This is a genomic window from Amycolatopsis sp. A1MSW2902 (assembly GCF_017312175.1).
Classification (GTDB): Bacteria; Actinomycetota; Actinomycetes; order Mycobacteriales; family Pseudonocardiaceae; genus Amycolatopsis; species Amycolatopsis nivea.
In genome coordinates this window covers 3,552,599-3,571,218 of record NZ_QJPO01000001.1, presented here as the reverse complement: position 1 = coordinate 3,571,218, position 18,620 = coordinate 3,552,599, and the positions used below count along the sequence as shown (strand labels likewise).

19 protein-coding genes are annotated in these 18,620 nt (G+C 71.7%); 11 read left to right on the top strand and 8 right to left on the bottom strand.

The annotated features are described in order from the left end of the window. Positions 1–63: 63 nt before the first annotated feature. Positions 64–1,056 (top strand): aldo/keto reductase, encoded by a 993-nt coding sequence (locus tag DMP23_RS16365; protein WP_337821570.1) that lies wholly within the window; start codon positions 64–66, stop codon positions 1,054–1,056. Positions 1,057–1,110: 54 nt separating this feature from the next. Here DMP23_RS16365 and DMP23_RS16360 read toward each other — a convergent pair whose 3' ends face one another. Genes DMP23_RS16360 through DMP23_RS16350 form a run of 3 tightly spaced genes read right to left on the bottom strand, consistent with a single transcriptional unit; the run spans position 1,111 to position 3,394 of the window. Beyond that, positions 1,111–1,989, bottom strand: coding sequence for a phosphotransferase (locus DMP23_RS16360; RefSeq protein WP_337821569.1), 879 nt, complete (start codon positions 1,987–1,989; stop codon positions 1,111–1,113). 11 nt (positions 1,990–2,000) lie between these two features. Further along, a complete protein-coding gene (locus DMP23_RS16355) occupies positions 2,001–2,810 on the bottom strand; it encodes an SCO1664 family protein (RefSeq protein WP_043838798.1) in 810 nt (269 codons plus the stop codon). 8 nt (positions 2,811–2,818) lie between these two features. Next, a complete protein-coding gene (locus tag DMP23_RS16350) occupies positions 2,819–3,394 on the bottom strand; it encodes a DUF3090 domain-containing protein (protein WP_037805986.1) in 576 nt (191 codons plus the stop codon). 130 nt (positions 3,395–3,524) lie between these two features. On the opposite strand from DMP23_RS16350, the gene DMP23_RS16345 reads away from it, so the two are divergent. The 6 genes from DMP23_RS16345 to DMP23_RS16320 are packed head-to-tail and all read left to right on the top strand — an operon-like array spanning position 3,525 to position 8,271. Next, positions 3,525–5,456: an alpha/beta hydrolase family protein gene (locus DMP23_RS16345; protein ID WP_337821568.1), complete on the top strand. Its 1,932-nt coding sequence runs from the start codon at positions 3,525–3,527 to the stop codon at positions 5,454–5,456. After that, entirely contained in the window at positions 5,453–6,352 is a 900-nt protein-coding gene (locus tag DMP23_RS16340) for a S66 peptidase family protein (RefSeq protein WP_134661478.1), read from the top strand. The genes DMP23_RS16345 and DMP23_RS16340 overlap by 4 nt, the downstream gene beginning before the upstream one ends. Positions 6,353–6,354: 2 nt before the next feature. After that, the gene (locus DMP23_RS16335) at positions 6,355–6,768 is read left to right on the top strand and encodes a TIGR03668 family PPOX class F420-dependent oxidoreductase (protein ID WP_337821567.1); all 414 of its coding nucleotides are present in this window, start codon (positions 6,355–6,357) and stop codon (positions 6,766–6,768) included. Between the two features lie 45 nt (positions 6,769–6,813). Beyond that, positions 6,814–7,488, top strand: a complete 675-nt coding sequence (locus DMP23_RS16330; RefSeq protein ID WP_337821566.1) for a hypothetical protein — start codon at positions 6,814–6,816, stop codon at positions 7,486–7,488. A 1-nt stretch (position 7,489) separates the two neighbouring features. Beyond that, complete coding sequence (locus tag DMP23_RS16325; protein WP_337821565.1) at positions 7,490–8,080, top strand: hypothetical protein; 591 nt, start codon at positions 7,490–7,492, stop codon at positions 8,078–8,080. Positions 8,081–8,082: 2 nt separating this feature from the next. Then, the gene (locus tag DMP23_RS16320; RefSeq protein WP_037805973.1) at positions 8,083–8,271 is read left to right on the top strand and encodes a hypothetical protein; all 189 of its coding nucleotides are present in this window, start codon (positions 8,083–8,085) and stop codon (positions 8,269–8,271) included. 347 nt (positions 8,272–8,618) lie between these two features. Here the strand turns inward: DMP23_RS16320 and DMP23_RS16315 are convergent, their stop codons facing one another. Continuing rightward, a complete protein-coding gene (locus DMP23_RS16315) occupies positions 8,619–9,089 on the bottom strand; it encodes a nuclear transport factor 2 family protein (protein WP_337821564.1) in 471 nt (156 codons plus the stop codon). Between the two features lie 106 nt (positions 9,090–9,195). Here DMP23_RS16315 and DMP23_RS16310 point away from each other — a divergent pair, with 106 nt between their 5' ends. From DMP23_RS16310 to DMP23_RS16295, 4 genes are all read left to right on the top strand, one after another. Beyond that, a complete protein-coding gene (locus DMP23_RS16310) occupies positions 9,196–10,749 on the top strand; it encodes a hypothetical protein (protein WP_337821563.1) in 1,554 nt (517 codons plus the stop codon). 61 nt (positions 10,750–10,810) lie between these two features. After that, complete coding sequence (locus DMP23_RS16305; protein WP_337821562.1) at positions 10,811–11,680, top strand: helix-turn-helix transcriptional regulator; 870 nt, start codon at positions 10,811–10,813, stop codon at positions 11,678–11,680. Continuing rightward, entirely contained in the window at positions 11,677–12,282 is a 606-nt protein-coding gene (locus tag DMP23_RS16300) for a short chain dehydrogenase (protein ID WP_337821561.1), read from the top strand. The genes DMP23_RS16305 and DMP23_RS16300 overlap by 4 nt, the downstream gene beginning before the upstream one ends. Positions 12,283–12,385: 103 nt before the next feature. Further along, on the top strand, positions 12,386–13,195 hold the full coding sequence (locus tag DMP23_RS16295) for a hypothetical protein (protein ID WP_337821560.1): 810 nt from the start codon (positions 12,386–12,388) through the stop codon (positions 13,193–13,195). Between the two features lie 42 nt (positions 13,196–13,237). Here DMP23_RS16295 and mptB read toward each other — a convergent pair whose 3' ends face one another. From mptB to DMP23_RS16275, 4 genes are all read right to left on the bottom strand, one after another. Further along, positions 13,238–14,800 carry a polyprenol phosphomannose-dependent alpha 1,6 mannosyltransferase MptB gene (gene mptB / locus DMP23_RS16290; protein WP_337821559.1) on the bottom strand — a complete coding sequence of 521 codons (1,563 nt, stop codon included), beginning with the start codon at positions 14,798–14,800 and terminating at the stop codon, positions 13,238–13,240. A gap of 91 nt (positions 14,801–14,891) precedes the next feature. Then, positions 14,892–16,544, bottom strand: coding sequence for an ABC transporter ATP-binding protein (nikE, locus tag DMP23_RS16285; protein ID WP_337821558.1), 1,653 nt, complete (start codon positions 16,542–16,544; stop codon positions 14,892–14,894). Beyond that, on the bottom strand, positions 16,541–17,458 hold the full coding sequence (locus tag DMP23_RS16280; protein WP_134732260.1) for an ABC transporter permease: 918 nt from the start codon (positions 17,456–17,458) through the stop codon (positions 16,541–16,543). Before DMP23_RS16280 ends, nikE begins: the two co-directional genes overlap by 4 nt. After that, complete coding sequence (locus DMP23_RS16275) at positions 17,455–18,483, bottom strand: ABC transporter permease (RefSeq protein ID WP_134661490.1); 1,029 nt, start codon at positions 18,481–18,483, stop codon at positions 17,455–17,457. The genes DMP23_RS16280 and DMP23_RS16275 overlap by 4 nt, the downstream gene beginning before the upstream one ends. Positions 18,484–18,620: the final 137 nt, after the last annotated feature.

The following is an 18,620-nucleotide window of genomic DNA, read 5'->3' as shown; positions in this document are numbered from 1 at the left end:
TAGCGTCGGGGACGTCAGCCGTCGAGGTGCCGCCCGGGTCCGCCGGGCAGGAGGAGCAACCGCATGATCACCCGAACCACGCTCGGCTCGTCCGGTCTTCGCGTCAGCGCGATGGGACTGGGGTGCATGGGGATGAGCGAGAGCTACGGCGCCTCCGACTGGGACGGCGGCCTCGCGACCATCGACCGGGCCCTGGAGCTGGGCGTCACCTTCCTGGACACCGCCGACGCCTACGGTGCCGGGCACAACGAGGTGCTGGTGGGCCGCGCCGTCCATGGCCGCCGGGACCAGGTGCAGCTGGCGACGAAGTTCGGCATCGACCGGAGCGCCGGCGACCGCGCGCGGCGCATCCGCGGCGCCCGGGACTTCGTGCTGCGTTCGTGCGACGCGTCGTTGCTGCGGCTGGGCGTCGACGTGATCGACCTGTACTACGCGCACCGCCCGCCCCAGGACGTGGAGATCGAGGAGACCGTCGGGGCGATGGCCGAGCTGGTCCAGGCGGGCAAGGTCCGGCATCTGGGCTTGTCCGAGGTCGACGGCGAGCTGCTGCGCCGGGCGCACGCGGTGCATCCGATCGCCGCGGTGCAGAGCGAGTACTCGCTGTGGACGCGCGACGTCGAGGCGGTCACCCCGGTGATGGCTGAGCTGGGGGTCGGGCTGGTGCCGTACTCGCCGCTGGGACGGGGGTTCCTGACCGGTGCCCTGGACCGCTCCGCGTTGGGCGAGAAGGACTTCCGGCGCACCAATCCCCGCTTCGCCGGCGAGGCAGGCGACGCCAACGAGAAGATCGCGCAGACGGTGCGCGAGGTGGCCGAGCGGTTGGGTGCGAAGCCGGCTCAGGTGGCGCTGGCCTGGGTGTATGCCCAGGCCGAGCGGCTCGGGGTGGGGGTGGCGGCGATTCCGGGCACCCGCAGTCCGGCCCGGCTGGAGCAGAACGCGGCCGCGCTGGAGATCGTTCTGGACGCCGAGGCGCTGGCCGCGCTGGAGCCGCTGAGCGACCAGGTGAAGGGCGAGCGCTACACCCCCGCGCACACCGCTGAGGTCGCCCGGGGCTAGTCGCTGGTTGCGAGGGTCCAGCGCGGCAGGAGTTTTCGGGCCGGGCTGTGCGGCTCAGCGAGCCATCCGCAGCACCGCGTCCGTGAAGGGCGTCGGTCCGCCGCGGCGGAGCGGGCCCATCGCGACCAGCGGGGCGAGCGCGACGCACCAGGCGCGGACCCGGTCGCCGTCGAGGTGCGGGAGCTCGGCGATCCCGTCCTCGACGGCGCCGCCGTGGGCCATCGGCAGGACTGCCCAGTCGACGGCGTCGAAGGCCGGGTCGCCGACGCACGGCCGCGGGTCGATCGCGACCGCTCCGCGTTCCGGTCCGGCGTCCAGGACGTTGCCGGGGTGCAGGTCGCCGTGCACGAGGGCGATCGGGCCGCTGGCCGCCAGTTTCTCGGACCGGGCGAGGCCGGTGCGCAGCGCTTCCAGCGGCAGGTGCGCTTCGGCCGGGGATCCGGCGAGGCGTTGTTCGGCGAGGCCGAACATGAAGCGGACGCGTTCGAGCTGGGTCGGGAACGGTCCGGCGGCGGGGACGCCGTGCACGTCGGCGAGCAGTTCGCCGATCTGGTCCCAGGGGACGTCGGCGCCGCGTCCGGTGAACGTGTCGCCGGGTTCGAGTCCTTCGAGCAGGACGGCGCCGTGGTCGAGGTCGGCGTCGAGGATCTGCACGACCCGCGACAGTCCGGCCCACGAACCCAGAGCGGTCGCCTCGGCGGTCGCGATCGCGCGGTCCGGGCAGAGTTTGAGCACCTTCAGCGCGCCCTCGCCGTCGCGGCAGAGCAGGGTGCGGCCGGTGTTGCCGGGCCGGGCCTCGGAGACCCTGAGGCCCCACTGGCGGCAGAGCCGCTCGACGAGCGCGGGCAGCGCGTCGCACCAGGCTTCAGCGACGGGGCCGAACCGGGTGACGAGGCGAGCGCGGGCGTCGGCGTCCATCAGGGCGGTGTCCATGGATTCCGCCATCAGAACAGCGGCCAGGGGATCGCGCGCCAGTCGTCGCCGGGCTCGGGGAACACCGCCTCGGCGAGCAGGTAGTCGGTGCGCTGCGAGAGCGCCCGGATCTCGAAGGCGGTCAGGTGTTCGCCGAGTTCCGCGCCGAGGCGGCCGTCGAGGTCGGCGCGGAGTTTCCGCAGTTTCTCGACGGCGTCCTCGGGCAGGTCCTCGCCGATCCAGCCCCACAGCACGGTGCGCAGCTTCGGGTCGGTGTGCAGGCAGATGCCGTGGTCGACGCCGTAGACGCGGCCGTCGGTTCCGGCCAGCAGGTGCCCGCCCTTGCGGTCGGTGTTGTTGACGACGATGTCGAGGACCGCGAGTTCGCGCAGGTCCGGGTGGTCGGCGTGGACGAGCACCGCCGGTTCGCCGAGCCGGTCGTGCGCGTGCAGCACGGTGCGCCAGCCTTCGGGGACCTCGTCGGGCGCGCAGACGTCGACCACTTCGGCGTCCTCGTCGGTCTCGACCCACAGCTGCACCATGCCGGGCCCGAACGGGCCGTCGCGCAGCACGGTCGGCGGGATCGCGCCGAGGCCGCAGGCGTCGGAGATCATCGCGGTCGCGACCTCGCGGCCGGCCAGCGTGCCGTCCGGGAAGTCCCACAGCGGCCGCTCCCCCGACACCGGCTTGTACACGACGCGGCCGGTGACGCCGTCGAGTTCGATCGCGCAGAACAGCGTCACGTTGGAGGCGTCGACGAGCCTGCCCTCGACGTCGATGCGCCCGCGGGAGACGAAATCGCGGGCGGCGGGGTCGGCAGGTCCTGGCGCGGTGCTCGCCACGGCCGCCCTCAGTCCTCGGTCACGTCGACGTCGCGCCGGTACCCGTTCTGCCGCGGGCAGATGTGCCCGGCCGGGTCGAGCGGCTCGCCGCACAGCGGGCACGGCTTGCGGCCGGCGTTCACGACGCGGTCGGCGCGTTCGGCGAAGGCGCGGGCGGCGACCGGGGTGAGGAACACGCGGACCGCGTCCGGGCCTTCCTCGGTGTCGTCGAGCACGACGGTCTCGTCGATCTCGCCCTCGGTGATCGCGAGCAGTTCCACGACGACCGCGCCGGAGTCGGCGTCCCAGCCGAGCCCCATCGTGCCGACCCGGAACTCCTCCTCGACGGGCACCGTGAGCGGGTCGGTGTCGACCTCGTCGTCGGGGGCGTGGCTGGGCACGTCGGCGCCGAACCGGCTGGCGACTTCCTCCAGGAGCGACCCGAGCCGCTCCGCGAGGACGACGACCTGCTGTTTTTCGATCGTGACGCTGATCGTCCGCACGTCCTCCGTCGCCTGGAGGTAGAAGGTGCGGTCGCCGGGCTCGCCGACCGTGCCGGCCACGAACCGGTCGGGCTTGCGGAAGACGTGGATTACGCGTGACATAGCGTCTTCGACCCTAGGCCACGGACGCATGATCGGCATCCGCCGCCCCGGGTTGAGGGACCTTCGCGCGCGTTTCCTGCGCGGTGCGTGCGGATCCGGACACGCAGCGGATCCTCGTTAGGCTTTCCGGGTGCCTCGCATCTCTCCTCATGGAACCTGGACCTCTCCCGTCACAGCGGCCGGCGCCGCGGCCGCCGGCGGCGGCGCGCAATGGCTCGCCGCGGTCGACGGCGCGCTCTGGTGGGCGGAGGCGCGGCCTGCCGAAGGCGGCCGGGTCGCGCTCGTGCGCGCGCTTCCCGGCGGCGGCGTCGAGGACGTGCTGCCCGCCCCGTGGAACGTCCGGAACCGGGTGCACGAGTACGGCGGGCGGCCGTGGCTCGCGGTCGGCGGCGTCGTGGTGTTCACGCACTGGGCCGATCAGCGGGTGTACGCGCTCAAGGACGGCGAGGTCGCCCCGCTGACGCCGGAACCGGCCACGCCGCAGGGCGTCCGGTACTGCGATCTCCGGCCCGGGCGCGAGGGCGAGGTGTGGGCGGTCCGCGAGCGCAGCACCGGGCCGCGGCGCACGGACATCTCCCGCGAGCTGGTCGCGATCCCGCTGAACGGCTCCGCCGAACGGGTGCTCGTGGAGGGGCACCGGTTCTTCACCGCGCCGCAGCTGTCGCCGGACGGCGCGCACGCCGCGTGGCTCGCGTGGGACCACCCGGCGATGCCGTGGGACGGGACCGAGCTGTTCGTCGCGCCGGTGGCCGCGGACGGGTCGTTCGGGGACGCGCGCGTGCTGGCGGGCGGGCCGGAGGTCGCGGTGTGCCAGGTGGCGTGGGAGTCCGCGGACCAGCTGCTCGTGCTCGCCGACCCGGACGGCTGGTGGAACCTGCACCGGGTCGGACTCGACGGTTCGGTGGCGAACCTGGCGCCCGCGGAACGCGAGCTGGGCGGGCCGATGTGGAAGCTCGGCACCAGCTGGTTCGCCTCGCTGGGCGGCGGGAAGCACGCGGTCCTCGATTCCGGCAAGCTCGCGATTCTGGACGAGAGCGACGGTTCGGTGACGCGCGTCGACACCGAGCTGACCGTGTGGTCGTCGAGCGGGCTGGCCGCGACGCCGGACGGGATCGCCGGGATCGCGGGCGGACCCCGGCACGAGAGCGCGGTCGTGGTGCTGGACCCGGACACCGGGAAGTGGCGGGCCCTCACGCCGCAGCCCGCGTCGCTGCCGCCCGCGGAGTACCTGCCGGTGCCGCAGGAGCGCGTGTTCACCGGACCGGACGGCGCGGAGATCCCGGCGTACGTGTTCCCGCCGACGAACCCGGACTTCGCCGCGCCGGAAGGCGAACTGCCGCCGTACGTGGTGCATGTGCACGGCGGGCCGACCGGGCACAGCGACGAATCGCTGGACCTGGACTTCGCGTACTTCACCAGCCGCGGCATCGGCGTGGTCGCGGTGAACTACGGCGGCTCCACCGGATACGGGCGGGCGTTCCGCGAGCGGCTGCGGGAGCAGTGGGGCGTGGTGGACGTGCGCGACTGCGCGGCGGTCGCCGAAGCGCTGGTTGCGGAAGGGATCGCCGACCGGGCCCGGCTGGGCATCCGGGGCGGCAGCGCGGGCGGGTTCACCTCGGCCGCGTCGATCACGATGACCCGCACCTACGCGGCGGCGACGGTGAAGTTCCCGATTCTCGACTTCACCGGATGGACCGGCGAGGGTGGGGAAACGCACGACTTCGAATCGCAGTACCTGGTGAGCATGGTCGGCCCGTATCCGGAGGCCGCCGAGAGGTACCGGGAGCGCTCGCCGATGACGCACGTGGGCGCGCTGGCCGGGCCGGTGCTGTTCCTGCAGGGCCTGGAGGACCAGATCTGCCCGCCGGAGCAGGCGGACCGGTTCGTCTCCGAGATCGACGGCAGCGGGATCCCGCACGCGTACCTGCGGTTCGAGGGCGAGCAGCACGGGTTCCGGAAGGCGGAGACGATCGTCGCCGCGCTGGAGGCCGAACTTTCCTTCTACGGCCAGGTGTTCGGCTTCGAGACGCCGGACGTGCCGCGGCTGGAGCTGTCCCGATGAGGCCCGCGAGACTTTCCGCCGGGGACACCGTCGCGCTCGTCGCGCCGTCCGGGCCGGTGCCGCAGGATCTGCTGGACGCCGCGTTGCCGGTGCTGGGCAGCTGGGGCGTGAAGGTGCGGGTCGGGGCCGGGGTGCGGGCTTCGGGCGGGTCGTACCTGTCCGCGCCGGACCAGGCGCGGGCGGCGGAGTTCGCCGAGGCGTGGCTGGACCCGGAGGTCCGGTGCGTGCTGGCGGCGCGCGGCGGGTACGGGACGCAGCGGATGATCGATCTGGTGGACTGGGCGGCGTTGCGGGCCGCCGGTCCGAAAGTGCTCGCCGGGTCGAGCGACGTGACCGCGCTGCACCGGGCCGTGCACACGCATCTGGGCCTCGCGTCGCTGCTTTCGCCGATGCCCGCGAGCGTGCTGTTCGACGAGCCCGCGGCGGAACACTTGCGGCGGACGTTGTTCGAGCCGGACCACGCGCGGGTGCTGCGGGCGCGGGAGCCGGACGTCGTGGTGCCCGGCCGCGCGCTGGGCGTGCTGGTAGGCGGGAACCTGTCGCTGCTCGCGTCCGGGATCGGCACGGCCGAGCAGGGCTCCGCGCGCGGCGGGATCGTGCTGCTGGAGGACGTGACCGAGAGCCCGTACCGGATCGACCGGATGGTGACGCAGCTGCTGCGCTCGGGCTGGTTCGACGGCGTGCGGGGGATCGTGCTGGGTTCGTGGGCCGCGTGCGGCGACCCGGCGGAGGTCCGCGAACTGCTGGCGGAACGGTTGTCGCCGCTCGGGGTCCCGGTGCTGAGCGGGTTCGGTTTCGGGCACGTGGCGGGGTCGCCGACGGTGCCGCTCGGCGTTTCGGCCTCGCTCGACACCGAACTGGGCACGCTGACCCTCGACTCCCCCGCGCTGGACTGAGCATGCGACTGTCCACTGTGGAAACCCGGGCCCGGTTCGCCGCGGCGCGGGTGGCCCGGCTGGCCACAGTGGACGGTCGCGGGGTCCCGCATCTGGTGCCGGTGACGTTCGCGGTGCGCGAGGACACGGTGGTGTTCGCGGTCGACCACAAGCCGAAGACCACGACGTCGTTGCGGCGGCTGGCGAACATCGCGGAGAACCCGGCGGTGTCGTTCCTGGTCGACGAGTACGACGAGGACTGGTCGCGCTTGTGGTGGGCGCGCGCGGACGGGGTGGCGCGGGTGGTCGCGGATGCTTCGCGGGACTCGTACGTCGAATGGCTGACCGCGAAGTATCCGCAGTACGCGGAGCGGCCGCCGGAGCATGCGGTGGTGGTGACCGAGGTGCGGACCTGGCGGGGCTGGGCGGGGTCGTAACGCTGGACCGGAGTCCGGCGATCTTTCTCCCGAATGGGGAGGATCATGCGTATTTCCGTCGCGGTGACCGGTCTTGTCCTGCTGGTCGCGGGCTGTGCCGCGGAAACCCCGGCAGCGCCGCCGGCGCCGAGTGCGGGCCCGCCGTCCAGTTCGGCGACCAGTTCCGCGCCGGTGTCCGCTTCGGCTTCGGCTGCTCCGGTCGCGAAAGACCTCACGAAGTATCTGCCGAGCGATGAGCAATTGTCCGCGGCCCGGGTCCGCATCCAGCAGCACCGGACGCGCGTCTCCCCCGGCACTTCGCTGCGCATCGTGCGGGCGTGCGGCGCGGACCAGCCGTGGGATTCCGCCGCGCAGAACGGGGTGCGGGCGGTGTCCGTGACCGACCAGATGCAGATCGACGAACTGCTTGCCGAGTACCGGGGTTTCTCCGGCGAGCAGGTCGTTTCCGGTCTCCGTACCGCGCTGGACTGCGGGAGCGCGGTGGTCGAAGGACGGCGGCTGGCGGTGAAGTCGCGGTTTTCGGTCGCCGGGGTCGCGGACCCGCACTTCGGTTTCTGCGGTCAGTTGAACGCGCGGGTGGCCGGGTGCGTCCTGGTGTTCGCGCACGGCAACCGCGTGCTCGCGCTCACCGCCGCTGGCTGGCTCGCGAGCGCCGAGGAACAGCAAGCCGAGCTGAAGCGGCTGGCTCCGACCTTCACCGCCGCGTTCGACCAGGATTGACGTGCGAAGGCTCATCACGCTGCTGGGGCTCGTCCTGCTCGCCGGAGGCTGCGCGAGCGCCCCTCCCCCCGCGTCGTCTTCCGCGGACGAGCTCACCCGATACCTGCCGGACGAGAAGCAGTTGAGCGAGGCGGGGGCCAAGCAGAAGCAGGCTCCGTCGTCCTTTGCCGTCAAGTGGATCACGCCGCTGCACGTCGTGGCGGCGTGCGAGGGCAAGCAGCCGTGGGAGTCCGCCTTGCGCAGCAACGTGCAGGCGACTGCCAGCGCCGGGGAGCTGGATGTCTGGCAGCTGGCGGCGCAGTACGAGGGGTACTCCGGCGAGCAGATGGTCACCGTTCTCGAGGAGTCGCTGAGTTGCAGCAAGTACCCCGATCTGGCCACGCGGTTCTCCGTTTCCGGTCTCGCCGACCGGCACCTGGCGTTCTGCCGCCGGTTCCGGGAGCCGAGGCTGACCAGTTGCGTGCTGGTGCTCGGCCGCGGAGACCGGCTGCTCGCCGTCCGGACCGGCAGCAGCAGCGTCGAAGCGCCAGTGCTGCAGGCCAAGCTGAAGCAACTGGCCCCGATGTTCGCCGCGGCGTTCGACCGGGACTGACGATGGCGAAACGGCGCTACGTGGCGCGGGGCGTGCCCGGCGGGTACCAGGTCTGGGACAACCGGGCCCGCCGCTGGTGGGGCGAGGCGTTCCAGCGGTGCCCGGACGATCTGGTGGCCGCGCTCAACCGCCATGCGGACCACGCGACCGTCACCGCGCTGGTCAACCGGTACCGGGCGCTCAAGCGCTGACCGGTGCTCGCGGGGTCGTCACGCGGAGCCGGGAGCTGGCGATCTTTCTTGGGACGCGGCCGCGCGGGACGGCGCGCAGGCGTACTCCACAAAGGACACTCGGTGGATCCGGCAGCGGCTCGCCGAGTACGCGGGCTATACCGGCGAGCAGGTCGTCTCCGCGCTGGACAAGGCGCTCGGCTGCGGGAAAACGGTGTCCGGCGACCACGATCTCGCGGTCGTGACCCGGTTCTCCTCGCACGGCAAAGGCCTGCCCGACGACGCCGAGCTCACGGTGAAGGCCCGGTTCTCGGTCCCCGGTGCCGCTGATCCGCAGCTCGGGTTCTGCGGCCAGTTCGCGGACGCCGTCAGCGGGTCTGCGCCAGGTCGCCGAAATAGCCGGTCCGCCACAGGATCCTGGTGCGGACTTCGGTGATGCGCCAGCCTTTCGCGGTTTCTCGCAGGTCCGCGGTGACGACGCCGCCCGCGGTGAACGCGCGGTCTTCCATCCGCACGGTGACCGGGCGGTCTTTCCACAGGTGGATCGCGACGAGATTCGCCCGCACCTCGGCGGTGGCGCCGTCGAGGTCGACGTCGTGGCCGGTGAGCAGGTGCTGGCTCGCCTCGAAGCGGGCGAAGCTGCGGGCGTGGCTGTCCGCGATGTCGGCCGGTCCGGCGATTTCGGCGCCGCCCGGGCGCACGATCTTGCCGTCGGGCGCGAAGATGCGCTGGAAGCGCGGGGCGTCGAACTGCCGCTCGTCGACAGCGCGGTAGTAGCTGGTGAAGGTGCGGATGATGCGGGACGTGGCGAGCAAGGCGTCGAGTTCGTGTTCCTGCACCGGCTTCTCCCCTCGGGGTTCCGCTGTCATCGTCCCGCGCCGGCCGGTCGTGGCATCATGCTGTGACGGCGGTCGCACTCCCGGTGCGGGCCGGGCGGGGGGCGTTTTGGGGTGTGCGATCGCGGTCGTCATCGTCGTGGTGCTGATCGCCGCGGCGGTCAACAGCGATGTTGACCACGCGGTGACCGGCGGGTTCAACGTCGTCGTCTGGATCGCATTGATCGGCGGCGGGCTCTGGCTGGCATCGAAGGCGTACGAGAAGAACAAGACGACGGTCGCGGCGAACGCCAAGTCCGCGAAGGACAAGACTCGCAGCGAGCGGTATTCGCGGGCGACCGAATGGCAGCGGGCGACCCGGGCGGCCAAGCTGCCCGACGCCCGGCCTCCGGGTCCGCTGAAGCTGTCGCTGGACGGCACGGTGCGCGAAGCCGTGTCCGACGCCGACAGTGCCCGGCGGGCGATCCGCGACGTGCTCGCGGCGATCCCGGTCCGCATCGCCGAGGAAGCCCGCGCCCGCGCGAAGGCGCTGCGCCCGCCGGTCGAGCGGCTGTGCGAACCGGGGCGGTACTTCCAGGAAGAGGAAGACTGGGGCCGCTACAACGTCTGGTGGGGGCCGGAGCGCAGCGGCACCCGTCCGACCCGCGAGGTGGTCGCGCAGGTCAAGGACCTGCTCGGGTGGGCGGCCGCCCGCCGGAATCTGGTATCGGACATCCATCCGGGAGCCGAGCGTCTGCTGGCGACGCTCACCGGCGCGCTGGCCCAGAGGTTCCGGGACAGCCTGCAGACCCGCTACGGGCGGGCCGACGACGGTGCCGGGATCGCGGTCCTGCCGCCCGGCGAATGGGAATCCCTTCTCGGCGACCTGCACGCCGCGCTCGTCGCGGTCGCGGACGGGCTGGCCGCGCTCCCCCGGCCCAAGCTGCTTCCGCTCATGCACCGGCCCAAGGAAGCCCGGTTCAAGGACCACGTGTCAGGCGAGGCGATGGAGCAGGACCTCCGGGAGTTCCTCGCGGACACCGCCAAGCTGCGGGAGAGCGCGCTCACCGGGTCGTGGCCCGCGAAGTTCCGCTCCGGCTGGCAGCTGGACGGCGGGGTGCTGGACGGGTTCGTGACCGAGGAGATCCGCCGCCGGCTGGCCAGGGGCACCGAGGGGTTCCAGTGGGTCGCGCAGTGGAACACCGGCCAGCTCAGCCACGGCGGCTTCGCCCGCGTCTACCTGGCGTACGTCACCATCGCTCTCGCCTATCTGACGGAGGTGCTCGGCAACATGGCCGACTACAAACGGGATTCCGCGCCGCAGTCCGGCCACCGCATCGAAATCGGCGGCGACGTGACGCACAGCAACTTCATTCTCAACAGCACGGTGCGGGACATCACGACCGTGCTGGCTCCGGTCGCCGGACGGGACGACCGGCTGGCCGAGGCGATCGAGGCGCTTTCGGCCGCGGTGCGCGAGGATCCGGATCTGCCGGAGGACGAGCGCGAGGAACTCCTCTACCACGTCAAGGACATCGCCGAGGCGGCTGCTGAACCCGGGGAGAAGCAGAAGCGCGGCCGGGCGAAGCTGGCGTTGAGCGCGGTGGCCGAGGCCGCCAAGACCGGGGCGCAGCTCGCGCAGACCGTCACCGCCTGGCACGACGTGCTGAGCAAGATGTTCTGACGCCGCGGGGTATCCCGGTCAGGGGCAGGCGGCGGGCTCGGCGGCGCGCCAGGATGGCCTGGTGAGCAACGGAAGCAACGAACTCGGCGGTTTCCTGCGCAGCCGTCGCGAGCGGTTGACGCCGGAGGCCGCGGGCATCGCGCCGGGCGGCACGCGGCGCGCCGTTCCCGGGTTGCGCCGGGAGGAACTGGCCGAGCTGGCCGGGGTCAGCGTCAGCTACTACACGCGGCTCGAACAAGGGGCCAGCAGCAGCGCCTCGGACGCGGTGATCGACGCGCTGGCCGCGGCCTTGCGGATGGATCCGGCCGAGCACGAGCATCTGCGGGCGCTCGCGGCTCCTCGGCGGGCGGTTCGGCCGCGGTCCCGACGGACGAAACTCAGGCCCGCGGTGCGGGATTTGCTCGCGGCGATGCCCGCGATGCCGGCGGTGGTGGTCGATCACCGGGCCGATGTGCTGGCGTGGAACCGGCTCGGGCACGCCCTGCTGGCCGGGCACGTCGCGTTCGACGCGCCGGACGAACGGATCCGGCCGAACATCGCGCGGATGCTGTTCCTCGACCCGCATCATCGCGCGCTGTACCGGGATTGGGCGGACAAGGCGTCGGTGACCGTCGCAGCGCTGCACCAGGCGGTCGCGCGGCATCGGGACGATCCGGTGCTGGAACAGCTGGTCGGGCGGCTGGCGGTGGAGAGCCCGGAGTTCGCGCGGATGTGGGCGAAGCGGCCGGTCCGGACCTGCTCGTACTACGTGCGCGAACTCGACCATCCAGTGGTCGGACGTCTGACGCTCGCGAACGAGACGGTCACGCTGCCGGACGACGATCAGCAGCTCGGCCTGTTCTACGCGCTGCCGGGCGCCGCGGACGCCGACGCGCTCGCGTTGCTGGCCCGCAGCTGTGCGGAACCCGTGGCGAAGGAGAAGGTGCGATGAGAATTCTTGTGGTCGGCGGGGCCGGGACGATCGGAAAACGGCTGGTGCCGGAGCTGCGGTCGCGCGGGCACGACGTCGTGGTTGCCGGGCGGACGTCGGGCGAGGTGCGGGTCGATCTGGCCGAGCCGGAGACGATCGCGGCGATGTACCGCGAGGTCGGTGCGGTGGACGCGGTCGTGAGCATCGCCGCACACGGCGCGTTGGACGAGTTCGCGAAGCTGACGTCGGCGGAGTTGCACGAGAACATGCGGGCCAAGTTCTACGGGCAGGTGGAGCTGGTCCTGCAGGGGCAGCGGCACGCGGCGGACGGCGCTTCGTTCACGCTGACGTCCGGGATTTTCGCCGACGAGGCGTGGCCGCACGTCACCGGCGGCGGGGTGATCAGCGGGGCGCTGCACAGTTTCGTGCTGTCGGCGGCGATCGAGCTGCCGCGCGGGATGCGGGTCAACGCGGTGAGCCCGACGATGGTCGGCGATTCGGCGGACGAGTTCGGCGGGCATTTCCCGGGGATGCGCCCGGTGCCGATGGACGAACTGGTGCGGCACTACGTGGACTGCGTCGAAGGCGACCGCACGGGGACGGTCGTGCGGGCCTACGCTTGACCGCCTTCGGCAGGACTCTTACCTTTGACTCACCAGACATCGGATGTACTGCGCCGCCGGCCGATGTGCCCCTTTCGTTCCTGTTCGGAAAGGACACTCCGCGATGCCGGATTCCCGTGGTTTCCCGCGCCGTGCGGCGCTGCGCACGATCGCCGGGGCAGCCTTCGCTGTTCCGTTCTCGGCCGGGCCGCTGGCCCGTTTCGCCGCTGCCGCGAGTCCGTTGTGGCATCCCGATCCGGTGAAGGACGGGCTGAAGGCGTTCGAGGGCGTCGAGGCGGATCGGGGCGGTCTGCATCCGGACCGGAAGTACGTGGTGGTGGAGGGGAATCACTACCGGTTCACCATCTGGCGCGACGACCGCGACACCACGGGCGGCGGGGATCGGCAGCGGACCGAGACGAAGGGCATGGTGCAGAACGGTTCCGCGTTGAAGATGCGCGACGGCGAGACGTGGACGCTGTCCTACGAGATGTTCATTCCGGCGAGCCTGCACGGCACGAGCCGGTTCACGCACATCTTCCAGACCAAGACCCCGGCGACGAACGACGGGCCGTGGGTGACGCTCGATCTGGTCCGGGACGGCGGGGTGGAGATGATTTCCGCTCGCGCGTACGCGAATCCGGGTTCGCCGTCGATCGCGGCGGCGAAGCTGGCTCCGTTGCGAGAGAAGTGGATCACGGTCGAGTGGACGCTCACTCCGGGCGAGGCGGGAGCGGCGGCGTGCGTGATCCGCAGCGGCGCCGGTGCGGGTGCGCCGATCGCCGCGCAGGGGCGCAAGACCGGGGTGAAGCTGCCGGACCAGGGCGACTACGTGCGGCCGAAGTGGGGCATTTACCGTTCGGTCGAGAGCGATCCGGCGGACATTCTCGACACGTACCTGCTGTTCCGGAACTACCGCGCGAACCGCGCGTAACCCCGGGTGCGGTGGTCCCGGTACGGGACCGGGACCACCGGCTCAGGAGGATTTGGCGGAGGTTTCCGGGAGGAATTCCTCGTCCTTGGGCTTCTTCCGCCAGGCGGCGACGAGGCCGAGCGGGTCGGGGCGCAGCAGGGACGCGGCGGCGTAGAGGCTGACCACGACGACGATGGCGATGAACCACCAGTCGTAGAGCGCCTGCTCGCCGGTCGGGTAGTACACGAGCGTCACGAACACCGAGATCGCCACGATCGCCGACAAGTTCCGCCGTTCCCACGGGAACACGGAGATCAGCACGAAGCCCCAGGTGAGGTACCACGGCAGGGTCGGCGGCATGAGGATCGCGACGGCCAGCAGCGTGATCGCGGCGCGGTAGACGGCCTCCTTGCCGCCGCCGCGGGCGAGCCACCACTGGCGGACGCCGAACACGACGAGGCCGACCATCGCGATGGCGCGGGCGACGGTGACGAACGGCGAGGGCTGGACGTTGGCGATGATGTGGACGAGGTTGTAGACCGCCTCGCCGATCCCGCTGGGGAAGTTCAGCCAGTTGGTGATGAGCTGCGGGGCCTTGAGGCCGGACCACCAGCCGAGGTTGAGCGAGCCGAGCGAGAGCCAGGTGCCGACGACGAACACCGGCAGGAACAGCCCGACGGACGCGGCCCCGGCCTTGAAGAAGTTCTTCGTCTTCGACGGGCCCTTCATGTCCGCGGCCCACATCCAGACCATGAACGGGAGCGCGACGGCGGCGGTCGGCTTGATCAGCATGCCGATGGTGACGAGCACGACCGCGACGACGTGCTTGCGCTCGAGCGCGGCGAGCATGCCGATGGTGAGGAAGCCGAGCATCATCAGGTCGTTGTGCGGGCCGCCGAAGAGGTGGATGACCATCATCGGGCTGGCGACCGCGACCCAGAGCGCGACCGGGAGCTTCCCGCCGAGGTGCTTGACCAGGCGGGGCAGCGCCCACAGCGTCATGCCGAGCCCGACGAGCAGCACGACCCGGGTGAGGATGACGCCGGCGATCATGTGGTCCTGGGTGATCGCGACGATGCCCTTGGAGATCAGCAGGAACAGCGGCCCGTACGGGGCGGGCGTGGTCTGCCACAGCGGGTGCACGTTCTGCACGACGTTCGGCAGCACCGGCAGTTCGGCGGGGCCGTTGGCGTACGGGTCGAGCCCGTAGAGCAGCTGCGCGCCCTGGCCGAGGTAGGAGAAGACGTCGCGGGTGAACAGCGGCGGCGACACGATCAGCGGCGCCATCCAGCACAGCGCGGCGATCAGGATCGGCTTGCTGCCGATGCGCCCGGCGAGCGCGTAGCGGCCGAGCCGCACCCACGCCCACACGACGAGGCCGAAGCCGCTGTAGAGCAGCGCGTTGGCGAGCGCCCGGCCGTGGCCGTAGCGGACCCACGAGAGCGGGCCGTGGCCGAGGACGGGGTCGCGGATGAGGATGCCGCCTGCGCCGAGCGCGGCGAGCATGAGGAGGGCGCTTCCGACCGTGCCCATCGCGATGGTCCGGTAGGGGAAGCGCGCGGGCGTCAGGAACTGCCGGTCGAGAGTGCCGGTGTTCGGCTGCGCGTCGTCGGTAGTAGTGGCCATTTCGATCCAGAAGATTACCGGGTGCAGTCGGCTGGGCCCGCACGGGCTCCGGGCGCGGCCGGTTCGGCGCGCGCCCGGGGCGGGGCCGCGGTCAGCGTTCGGCCGCGGTCCGCTGCGCGGTGCCCCCGGGGAGCGCCGCGAGCAGCGACTTCGTGTACTCGTGCCGCGGTTCGAGCAGGACTTGTTCGACGGTACCCGTCTCGACGAGTTCGCCGCGGTACATCACCGCGACCCGGTCGGCGATGTTCCAGGCCAGGCCGAGGTCGTGGGTGATGACCAGCGCGGAGAGGCCGAGCCGGCGGCGCAGCCGGAGCAGCAGCGCGAGGATCTCGCCGCGCACGGACGCGTCGAGGGAGGCCACCGGTTCGTCGGCGAGCAGCAGGGACGGTTCGAGCGCGAGGGCTCCGGCGATGACGACGCGCTGGCGCTGGCCGCCGGACAGTTCGTGCGGGAGCCGGTCGAGGTATTTCCCCGGCGGGCGCAGTTCGGCGGATTCGAGCGCTTGGAGCACGACGTCGCGTTCGTTCGGCAGGCCGTGGATGCGGGGGCCTTCGGCGACCGCCTCGTAGACCGTGTGGGCCGGGTTCAGCGCGCTGGTCGGGTCCTGGAGGACGAGCTGGACTTCCCGCCGGTACGCGCGCAGCCCGGCTCCGGACGAGGGCACTGGCTTGCCCGCGTAGCGGACCGTTCCGGAGTCGGGTTTCTGCAGGCCGAGCAGGGTGCGGGCGAGGGTGGTCTTGCCGGAGCCGGACTGGCCGACCAGCGCGACGATCTCGTCCCGGCGGACCTCCAGGTCCACCCCGTTGACCGCGTGGATCCGCTTGCCCTTGCGGTCGCGGAACGACACGTGCAGGTTCTCGGCGGCGAGCAGCGGCGCGTCGTCGGAGCCGGCGCGTTCCTCCGGTTCCGGCGGCAGCGGGGTCGCAGTGGCCGGGGCGTAGCGCGAGACCGGGTCGCCGACCGTCGGGAAGGCCGCGGCGAGCGCTTTGCTGTGGTCGTGCTGCGGCGAGGCCATCAGCTCGGCGCTGGGCCGTTCCTCGACGAGTTCGCCGTCGTACATCACCGCGATGCGTTCGCAGGTGGCGGCGAGCACGGACAGGTCGTGGCTGATCATGATCAGCCCGATGCCGCGTTCGGCGACCAGTTTCGACAGCACGGACAGCACCTGGGCCTGCACGATGACGTCGAGCGCGGTGGTCGGCTCGTCGGCGATCACCAGCCGCGGTTCGCAGGCCAGCGCCATCGCGATCATCACGCGCTGTTTCTGGCCGCCGGACAGTTCGTGCGGGTACGCGCCCGCCCGGGAGCGCGGCAGGTCGACCTGTTCGAGCAGTTCGGTGACGCGGGCCTGCACCTGCGCTTCGGAGAGGGTTTTGCCCTCGGGCGCGTGCAGCCGGATCGGTTCGGCGATCTGCTCGCCGACGCGGCGGACCGGGTTGAGCGCGTGCATCGCGCCCTGGAACACGACCGACGCCTCGGCCCAGCGGACCGTGCGCAGCCGTCCCCAGCGCATGTCGTTGACGTTCTCGCCGTCGAGCAGGATCTCGCCGGTGATCTTCGCGCTGCGCGGCAGGAGCCGGAGCACGCTCATCGCGACGGTGGATTTGCCGGAGCCGGACTCCCCCGCGACGCCGAGCGTGCCGCCCGCGTCGAGGGTCAGGTCGACGCCGCGGACCGCGGGGACGTCGCCGCCGCCGGTGCGGTAGGTGACGCCGAGGTTTTTCAGTTCGAGCAGCGCGGTCACGAGTGCCGTCCTTTGAGCCGCGGGTTCAGCACGGTTTCCAGCCCGCGGCCGACGAGGGTGAACATCAGCACGACGAGCACGATCGCGATGCCCGGCGGGAGCAGGTTCCACCAGGCGCCGCGGGTGACCGCGCCGTTGTTGAGGGCGGTTTCGAGCATCGCGCCCCAGGAGATCGAGGTGGGGTCGCCGACGCCGAGGAACGAGAGGGTGGCGTCGGCGATAACCGCGTTGCCGACCACGAGGGTGGTGTTGGCGAGCACGAGCGGGGCGACGCCGGGCAGCACGTGCTTCGCGATCACGTGCAGGTGGCCGCCGCCGAGCGCGCGGGCGCGTTCGATGTAGGGGCGGCTTTCGATGGTGAGCGTCTGGGCCCGGACCAGCCGCGCAGTGCTCGGCCAGGCGGTGACGCCGATGGCGAGCACGATCGTCCAGATCCCGCGCGGGAGCACGGCCGACAGCGCGATCGCGAGCACCAGCGACGGCAGCACCAGGAAGAAGTCGGTGAACCGCAGCAGGACCGCCGACACCCAGCCGCCGAAGTGCGCGGCGGTGATGCCGATCAGGGTGCCGATGAACACGCTGAGCACGGTCGCGCAGAACCCGACGAGCAGCGAGATCCTGGTGCCCCACAACGTCATCAGCAGCACGGAGCGGCCGTCGATGTCGGTGCCGAGCCAGAATTCGCCGTCCGGCGGGCTGAGCGGTTTTCCGGTGACGCGGGTGACGTCGAGCCCGCTGGGGTCGCTGATCAGCGGCAGCGCGACGGCGAGCAGCACGGTGAGCGCGAGCAGGAAAAGCCCGGTGAGCGCGGCTTTCTGGGTGGCGAACTCGTGCCAGGTGCGGGCGATTCCGGCGCGGCGGCGGCGCCACGCGATCGCGCGGGCGCTTTCGGCGGCGGGCGAGGCGGTGGTCATGCGGCACGCACCCTCGGGTCGAGCACGCGGTAGAGCAGCTCCGCGAACAGGTTCATCAGGACGACGGCGCTGGCGAGGACGATGAAAACCCCTTGCAGCACCGGCAGGTCCGGGCCGTGCAGCGCGTCGTAGGTGAGCTGGCCGAGTCCGGGCCAGCTGAACACCGCTTCCACGGTGACCGCTCCGGCGACCACCATGCCGAACTGCATGAAGATCAGCGTCACGGTGGGCAGCAGCGCGTTCGGGACCGCGTGCCGCCGCCGGACGAGGTCGTCGCGGAGGCCTTTCGCGCGGGCGGTGGTGAGGTAGTCGGCGTTCATTTCGCCGAGCAGCGACGAGCGCATCACCAGCATGTACTGCGCGTAGAACACCGCGAGCAGCGTCAGGCACGGCAGGATCAGGTGGTGCAGCACGTCGAGGCTCTGGGCGAAGAAGCCGGGTCCGGCGTCGGGCGAATGCATGCCGCGGCTGGGGAACAGGCCGTTGGTGGCGACGAGCAGCAGCAGGCCGAGCCAGAACTGCGGGACCGACCAGAGCGTCAGCGCGATCCCGGTCTGCGCGCGGTCGAAGAAGCTGTCGCGCTTCCACGCCGCGCGGATGCCGAGCCACAGCCCGAGCGCGACGGCCAGGATCGTCGCGCTGCCGACGAGCAGCACGGTCGGCCACAGCCGTTCGCCGATCATGTCCAGCACCGGGCGGCGTTCGATGTAGGACTCGCCGAAGTCGCCCTGGAACAGGCCGGCGAAGTAGTTCCCGAACTGCGCGAGGATCGGCTTGTCGATGCCGAGGCGTTCGCGCAGTTCGGCGATCTGGCCGGGGTCGGTGGGCCGTTCGCGGGCCATGAACGCGACCGGGTCGCCGGGCAGCAGGCGGAAGAGGAAGAACCCGAGGACGATCACCAGGAAGACGCTGGCGACCGCCTCGGCGATCTTGGTCAGGACGAACCGGAGGGTCCCGGTCCCGCCGCGGTGCTCGTCGGGGTCGGCGAGCACCGCGGCCTGGTCGGGCGCTATCGCTTGACTCACCCGCGGCTCCCCCTCCGCTGGACAGTCCGGCTGTCCGTGAGGGGGTCCCGCACGGACTCGCGCGCCGATGACAGGGACTCAAGGCGGCGCTGCGGTTGTGGTTTGGGGTCTCTGTCCCGGTCGCGGGGGTTAGCGAG

What these genes read in the sequence shown, in the direction of transcription:
- DMP23_RS16365 (WP_337821570.1), top strand. Translation starts at nt 64, where the DNA reads ATGATCACCCGAACCACGCTCGGCTCGTCCGGTCTTCGCGTCAGCGCG.
- DMP23_RS16360 (WP_337821569.1), bottom strand. Translation starts at nt 1,989, where the DNA reads ATGGACACCGCCCTGATGGACGCCGACGCCCGCGCTCGCCTCGTCACC.
- DMP23_RS16350 (WP_037805986.1), bottom strand. Translation starts at nt 3,394, where the DNA reads ATGTCACGCGTAATCCACGTCTTCCGCAAGCCCGACCGGTTCGTGGCC.
- DMP23_RS16340 (WP_134661478.1), top strand. Translation starts at nt 5,453, where the DNA reads ATGAGGCCCGCGAGACTTTCCGCCGGGGACACCGTCGCGCTCGTCGCG.
- DMP23_RS16335 (WP_337821567.1), top strand. Translation starts at nt 6,355, where the DNA reads ATGCGACTGTCCACTGTGGAAACCCGGGCCCGGTTCGCCGCGGCGCGG.
- DMP23_RS16330 (WP_337821566.1), top strand. Translation starts at nt 6,814, where the DNA reads ATGCGTATTTCCGTCGCGGTGACCGGTCTTGTCCTGCTGGTCGCGGGC.
- DMP23_RS16320 (WP_037805973.1), top strand. Translation starts at nt 8,083, where the DNA reads ATGGCGAAACGGCGCTACGTGGCGCGGGGCGTGCCCGGCGGGTACCAG.
- DMP23_RS16300 (WP_337821561.1), top strand. Translation starts at nt 11,677, where the DNA reads ATGAGAATTCTTGTGGTCGGCGGGGCCGGGACGATCGGAAAACGGCTG.
- DMP23_RS16295 (WP_337821560.1), top strand. Translation starts at nt 12,386, where the DNA reads ATGCCGGATTCCCGTGGTTTCCCGCGCCGTGCGGCGCTGCGCACGATC.
- mptB (WP_337821559.1), bottom strand. Translation starts at nt 14,800, where the DNA reads ATGGCCACTACTACCGACGACGCGCAGCCGAACACCGGCACTCTCGAC.
- DMP23_RS16280 (WP_134732260.1), bottom strand. Translation starts at nt 17,458, where the DNA reads ATGACCACCGCCTCGCCCGCCGCCGAAAGCGCCCGCGCGATCGCGTGG.